Source organism: Foetidibacter luteolus (assembly GCF_009650435.1).
In the GTDB taxonomy this organism is placed as follows: domain Bacteria; phylum Bacteroidota; class Bacteroidia; order Chitinophagales; family Chitinophagaceae; genus Foetidibacter; species Foetidibacter luteolus.
In genome coordinates this window covers 22327-29153 of sequence record NZ_VVIP01000053.1, presented here as the reverse complement: position 1 = coordinate 29153, position 6827 = coordinate 22327, and the positions used below count along the sequence as shown (strand labels likewise).

General features: G+C 45.0%; 4 protein-coding genes. 1 reads left to right on the top strand and 3 read right to left on the bottom strand.

The features are described from left to right. Positions 1 to 465: 465 nt before the first annotated feature. From F0364_RS16920 to F0364_RS16910, 3 genes are all read right to left on the bottom strand, one after another. A complete protein-coding gene (locus F0364_RS16920; protein ID WP_153795953.1) occupies positions 466 to 1569 on the bottom strand; it encodes an IS110 family RNA-guided transposase in 1104 nt (367 codons plus the stop codon). Positions 1570 to 1894: 325 nt separating this feature from the next. Further along, on the bottom strand, positions 1895 to 3409 hold the full coding sequence (locus tag F0364_RS16915) for a DUF3943 domain-containing protein (RefSeq protein WP_153798987.1): 1515 nt from the start codon (positions 3407 to 3409) through the stop codon (positions 1895 to 1897). Further along, positions 3406 to 4734, bottom strand: a complete 1329-nt coding sequence (locus F0364_RS16910; protein ID WP_153798986.1) for a metal-dependent hydrolase family protein — start codon at positions 4732 to 4734, stop codon at positions 3406 to 3408. The genes F0364_RS16915 and F0364_RS16910 overlap by 4 nt, the downstream gene beginning before the upstream one ends. Positions 4735 to 5855: 1121 nt before the next feature. Here F0364_RS16910 and F0364_RS16905 point away from each other — a divergent pair. Next, a complete protein-coding gene (locus F0364_RS16905; protein ID WP_153798985.1) occupies positions 5856 to 6734 on the top strand; it encodes a helix-turn-helix domain-containing protein in 879 nt (292 codons plus the stop codon). The last annotated feature ends 93 nt before the right edge of the window (positions 6735 to 6827 follow it).

Here is a 6827-nt window from a genome sequence, read left to right as displayed (position 1 = left end):
ACTCCTATGTAAAGGAATACGCTGCCTGCCATCCTGAAAAAGGTTGCAAAACAAGGTTAATATGTTGTGTTTTTTTAAGTCATTGGAAAAAAGATTTTTATCACAGGTGGTGAAACTCCTATCAGCAGTCGGCACATGGCCGCTGCAAATCTTTATTAATCCCATAAAGTAAAAGTATAAGGCTGCAGACTCACTTGAGCAGTATGTTGCAACTGCAGGACACAAAAAGCAGTCCTTATAACTGTTTGATATTACCTTTCTGTGATATGAATAATACTGTTTGCTTCAAAATTAGATTTTTAAGTTTGTGCACCGGCCTGAACAGGAAGCGGGCTCTGCCGGAGGACAACCTGCCAGCGATAGGGCCTGTGCTTATACGATAGTATAGAGGGGGCCGTCATGGCGGCTCCTTTTGTATTACTATCGGTAAGCCGGATGGCTTAAAAAAACTCATTTCTGTTCCCGTTACTTTACCACACCTTTTTGATAAGGCACACCGCTTATCAAAACAGCCCTTATCCTGCGCAGCAGTTTACGGGCAATACGGATAATGGCCTGGTTGCCTTTCATTCTTTTGGTTAATGCCTGATAACAATCCATTAAAGCCGGATCTATCCTTATGGCCTGCCAGGCAGCTTCTATCAGCAGGCTGCGCAATTGTTTGTGGCGCCGGGTGGTAATACCGGTATCTTTTTCCTTATCGCCGCTGCTGTCCGTATCAGGACAGAAACCTATTAAATCATTCAATGCGTCAAATCCTTTGAACCGGTTGATATCGCCCACTTCCAGCAAAAACCACAGGGCTGTTGTAGGGCCTACTCCCGGAACACTCAACAGCAGGCTGGTATTTTGCTGGTACCGGCTTTTTTTCAGTTCCCGCAATTTACCTTCCGTTTTTAACAGCAACTGGCGCAGCAACCTGATTTGTTCCAACATCAGCACTAAAGTGCTTTTCAGCCGTTCGTCTTTTTGAGCTTCCTGTTCCACCCATTCCAGAAAATTATGGCTCCAGTTGGTCTTTTCATATTTAGCCGGCAGTTGGATGCCCTGGTATTTCAATATGCTTTTCAACCGGTTCCTGCTCCTGTTTAGATCCCCTACCAGTTTCTTGCGGAATCTTATCAGGTTGCGGTCTTTTTGAATATCCTCCCCCGGTACATGGATGGCCTTAAGCTCACCGGCTGCATGGTTGCGGGCCAGCTTTAAGGCATCCACCTTATCGGTCTTCCTTTTCTTCTCCTTATCACTGGTGGATACATCGGCAGCATGAACCACGATGCACTCCATTCCTGCGGACTGCAGTGAACGCTGAAGGGTGAAACCCCAGGCCGAACTTTCATACACACACTTAAATGTGGCCCCCGGATAGTGGCTATTCAGGTGTTTAATAAGGTCTTCACTGTTGCTGCCCATACGGTGATTACCCAGGCAAATCCCATTTAATAATTTGGCAACCTGGTAATCTTTTTGATGTACATCTATTCCTACATAGATGATTTTGCCGCTGAAATCAATCAGGCTTCTACCTTTGTCCAAGGTTTCGGTTGTGGCTGAAGTTTGCTGTTTCATATTTGTTTTTTTTAGCAAAATTCTTCTTTGCAGCCTAATTTTAGGACTGCCGCTGCACCGAAACCTTTTACATATAGACTCACTTGTACGGCTGGATTCGCTACGCAGCTTTTACCACAGGATAGGTTCACCCTACAGATGCGGCTGAGAAGGTTGGAGCCATAGGGTACATAGATAGATAAATGTAAAACCCTGGCATTACATGAGGGGGTTAAATATCAATAGCCCCGGATGAAACCCCGGTTGGCGTTTGATAGTAAGTGCACAAGCCCAAAGGGGGCAATAATGCTGTGCACATCTTATCCGTCTTACAGTATAACCACTGCTAATCTCTTTCCCCAAACAACCTGTAGCCTATTGAATACCTTGCAAAAGGGTAGCGTTTACTCACGTCTTTATAATCTGCATAATAGCCGTTTAGGGAAAAATGGCCCAGCTCCATGCCCACTGAAAGCCTCGGCGTAAATTGGTACCGCAGTTCCGTGGTAACCGCGTTAAGAAAAAAGGAAGATTCGTTGCCGTTTACTGTTAAAAACCAACCTCCCCGGTAGTTAACAGCGGCAAGAAATTTATCGTTGGCTACAAGGCCAATGCCACCGGATACACTAATACCCGGCCCGTAATCGTAGTTGCGGCCCTCGCCATAATACAGGTAATCATCCGGTACCGCGGCCAGCACTATTACCCCGGCGCCTAAATTGCTGAAGAGTTTTGTTTTGCTTAAGCGCCTCCATTCTGATAATATTTTAAAATTGGAGCTTTGGGCCCCGTATTCAAATGATGCATTGTTGAAGTAATCATAGTTCATGGTAAGCGCATAAAAATGCCTTCTATCCGGGCGCTCTTTGGCAAGCCACTGCCTTAATGCGGCATTTACCAGTACGGTATTCAGGTAGGCGGAATCAGAAGCGCCTGCTTCTATAAACACAGAGAAATTGCTGAACGGTGTTTTGGTTGCTTCATACAGGTTGCCATAACGCAGCCTTAAGCGCATGTAGAATTCGTTATCGCCTCTTTCAAAAAAATCTTCTCCCTGTTCGCTAAACCTTCTTCCGCCAATATCCAGTATGCCTGATAGTTTAGTCTTTACCGTATCATCCGGGTGATAGTGCACTTTGCCCCATCTGCCATCTAAAATCCGGGTAAGGCCGCTAACAGGGTTAATAATAAAGCCAAGTACTTCCTGCGCCTGGCGTTTAAAACCTCTCTGGCGGTTGTCGATCACCGCGTTTGATAACCGGTACGTCATTTCTCCCAATGCTATACCCCCGATACTGGTGTTAACAAAGTCATTGGGCGCAGGCGGGTGGGTTTCCCCGGCAATTTCCCATAACAGGCTGCCTGCAAATGCTGCCGGGGCTGCCTGCCAGAAATTGTAGCCGTTGCTTCTGAAAGAGTTGTAGTAAAGGTTGCCATGATAAGGGTGGGCAAACTGGTTGGTTTTAAAATTATTGTCATCCCATTCCCAGCTTCCTGGCTTTAAGTTGTGCCCTATGCTTTTAAACGAGATTTTCGCAAAATCCGCGTTTCTTATAAAGTAGTTATACGACCATGGTACTAACTGCGTAACCAGCAGTTCGCCGGATGCACGCCAGAAATGCTTCTTCACATAAAACGTGTCTGTCGGCGCCTGTAATGCAGAATCTGTAATCAGTGTGTTGTTATTCTGGGCCTGGCATGTACAGGTGACAAATACCAGGAGAACAGTCAACAGTTTTTTTGCAGGAGCAAACTTTACAATGTTTTTCATCCCGGTAAAAGTTAGTTTGGAAAATGCTTTAACAACAGGTGCATATATCAAAAAATGCAGGTAAGCGGGCCAGGTAAATGCGTTACTCATTTTACCGGTTGCAGCATGTTTTTATAAACAATGCCATCCTTAATAATCAGTAAAATGTTTTTATCAGGGTCTTCCAAAAGTTTTATATCCTGTAATGGGTTGCCATCAATAAGTAAAATGTCGGCGTAGGCCCCGGGCTCTATCGTTCCCAGTTTGTTGGGGTAGGGGTTGCGGGGGCCGCTAAGTGCCATCAGTTCCCCATTTACGGCGGTGGCAATATGCAGTATTTCAAAAGGGTTGTACCAACGGGTTAATTTGGTAAGTTGCAGGCCCCTTTTTCCTGATTTACCGGCATCGAACAAACAGTCTGTACCAAAGGCGGTCTTTATCTTGTATTTCTTAGCCAGAAAATAGGCTGAATCAGTGCCTTTGCGCAATTGTTGCTGTTTAATAAAGCTGGGCGAGCCAGGCGCATGGGGTGATTTATCATCATCAGTAAATGGCTGAAGGCACCACCATATTTTTTTGCCGGCCATTATTTTTACCGTTTCTTCATCAACAAGGTGTCCATGTTCAATACAACGTACCCCTGCTTTTATGGCTGTTTGAATACTCCGCGGCGTATAGGCATGCACCATTACATAGGTGTTCCAGTTGTCTGCTGCGTTTACCGCTGCCGCAAGTTCTGCTTCAGAGTATTGGGCCACATCCAGCGGGTCGTACTTGGATGAAGCGCCGCCGCCTGCAGCCAGTTTTATCTGGCTGGCGCCCTGCCGCAACTGTTCCCTTACCCTTTTAGTTACTTCATCCACACCGTCTGCAATAATACCCACGCTGTGTTTTTCCGCATAAGCCAGCGGGGCAGCAGCTTCCCGGGGAACTTCCTGCGGCATCAGGAAATCGCCATGCCCGGCAGTTTGGGATATCATGGCGCCGGAAGGGTATATGCGTGGGCCTGGTATAATGCCCATGTCTATCGCTTTTTTCAGTCCAAAGGTGGGCCCGCCGGCATCCCTGAATGTAGTAAAACCCTGCATCAAATTTTTCTTGGCCGCGTTAACAGCGATAACGGTAATAAATTCAATATCGCTGCCCATCAGTGCCATTTCACTAAGCGATTCCATCATAATATGCGTATGCGCATCAATAAGGCCGGGCATCAAAAACCTGCCCTGGCCGTCAATGATGTACAGGTCCGTCTTGTTTTCCGGCTCAATGGCAGTAGTTGATATTTTTGTAATGAGGTTGCCCGATATGAGCACATTGCCCTTGATGGTCTTTTCCTCGTTACCATTAAATACCTGTACGTTATTAATGAGTATGGTCTTTTGGGCAGCAACATTCATGGCAATGAGAATAACCGGGAGGCAAAGAAAGCTTCTCATATAGTTAGCGGTTTTGTTTACAGATTTGGTGTGCGAAATTCCCTCAGCAATATGCTGCACAGAAATCCTTACTCAGGTTACATAGCCCAATGCCGGGATACGTGCTAATGACAAATTAGGTAAAATAACCGTTACCGGCAAGAGGTGTTTTCCCCGGCATCGGTAATAATGTATAACTGTTAAACAAGCCTGTTGTAAATCCGTTATCCGCATAAACTGTAGCCAAACCGGTATGTATAAACAACAAGCCACTTTTAAACCTGCCTTATTTATTTTACTTTTAGTAAAGCTGTAAAACGTTGCCGGGACAGTTTCTTTACCTGTATAGATATGCAGCTTTAATTCAAAAACCACTTTTAATACCGTTTTCAAAAGTTTCACCGGTTTTACGCACACCATTTTTCGTGAACAGGAGATTACAGTGGCCATTTCTTAAAAAAGTAAATTCAGCCAATTCCATAATTTTCAGGGGGTGCCCCCAAGCTGCGCAAGGGGTCGGGCTTTCCGCTATTACTCCGCCGCAGGGCCATGCTGCGAAGGCTTCAGCGTGGTAGCCGCTTCAATCCCTCACCCGACAGCCGGTTACAGGTAGCTGGTTACCGGTCTGTTGTGTAAATGGCTGAGGTTGCAAGGGGCGATGAAGTGCTGTAAGCGAATCGGGCATTAACCGCAGGGGCGCCCGTGAGAACGTGGAAAAATGTTAAATAGCATTTTGCATAAAGTTGCCCAGCAATTTTGCTGGGATGAAGAACAGTGTATGGCATGTTTCGGTTTTACCTTAAAGTACCCGCCGGTAAGAAAAAGGGGCAATGGTGCAGTCACGAGTGAGGCGGGTGATGAAGAAAGTAGTTGATGCCATCCGGCTGGCACTGTTACCCATGCTTTCGGTAGCATGCAACAGGATAAAAAGATGATGTTATCCAAAGGGCCGCCCTTCAGCGGCTTTTTGGCTTTAAAAGTAAAGATATCTGGCAACAGGAAATGATAGCGCTGATGCAGGAAAGACCAGCGGCCGGCTGCCAGTAATCTGCGGGGGCTTAGTGTTCTCTCTGCCTGCCATTCCAGCTTGCTGTATGCACCTGTTGCGGCCGCACTTTGTTTGAATTTCTTAACTTTGGAAAATGCAAGACAAAATTGTCCGTTCGATTTCTGACTTTAATACTCAACTAAAATTGAAGGGTTTTAATGTGTTTCAAATTGAATGTGACAGTAACCTCACCCGCATTTACAGCAGAAAAGATTTTTATAAGATTTGCCTCACTACAGGCAAAAGCATCATTCATTATGCCGACAGAAGTTTTGAAGCCGAAGGAACTGTTCTGTTTTTTGGTAACCCGCATATTCCTTATTCCTGGGAGACACTTTCAAGAACCTACATTGGCTACACTGTTCTTTTTTCGGAAGCCTTTTTAAAACTATCCGACCGCTCTGAAAGCCTTCAGCAATCCCCTTTCTTCAAAATTGGCGGTACACCCATTTTAAACATAACGGAAAAACAACGTGAATTTTTGAATACCATATTTCAGAAAATGATTGATGAGCAGCAAACAGAATATGCTTATAAAGACGACCTGATACGCAACTACATTAACCTGATTATTCACGAAGCATTAAAACTGCAGCCTTCGGAGAATTATGACAGGCATAAAAACGCTGCTTCACGCATTGCATCTGTATTTCTCGAATTGCTGGAAAGACAGTTTCCGATTGAAAGTACCGACCGCCCCCTTAAATTGAAGACAGCACAGGATTATGCAAAATCATTAGCTGTGCATGTGAATCATTTAAACCGTGCAGTAAAAGAAACTACCGGAAAATCAACTACTGCGCATATTGCTGAAAGAATTGTTACCGAAGCAAAAGCATTGCTGCAGCATACTGACCTTACGATTGCCGAAATTGCTTATGCACTTGGTTTTGAATATCCCACTTACTTCAACAATTACTTTAAAAGATTAACCGGCACCGTTCCCACAGCATTGCGGGCACAGATTGCTTGAAATTCTTAATGATTGGTTTGATAATCATTAACAGTAGGTATATGTGCGTGTGTAGTTTCGTGCATGCAAAAGAAAACCCTGCTGCTGCTTTTC

Bases quoted from the DNA above. Each gene is read 5' to 3' on its own strand.
- F0364_RS16915 (WP_153798987.1), bottom strand. From the start codon at position 3,409: ATGAGTAACGCATTTACCTGGCCCGCTTACCTGCATTTTTTGATATAT.
- F0364_RS16905 (WP_153798985.1), top strand. From the start codon at position 5,856: ATGCAAGACAAAATTGTCCGTTCGATTTCTGACTTTAATACTCAACTA.
- F0364_RS16910 (WP_153798986.1), bottom strand. From the start codon at position 4,734: ATGAGAAGCTTTCTTTGCCTCCCGGTTATTCTCATTGCCATGAATGTT.
- F0364_RS16920 (WP_153795953.1), bottom strand. From the start codon at position 1,569: ATGAAACAGCAAACTTCAGCCACAACCGAAACCTTGGACAAAGGTAGA.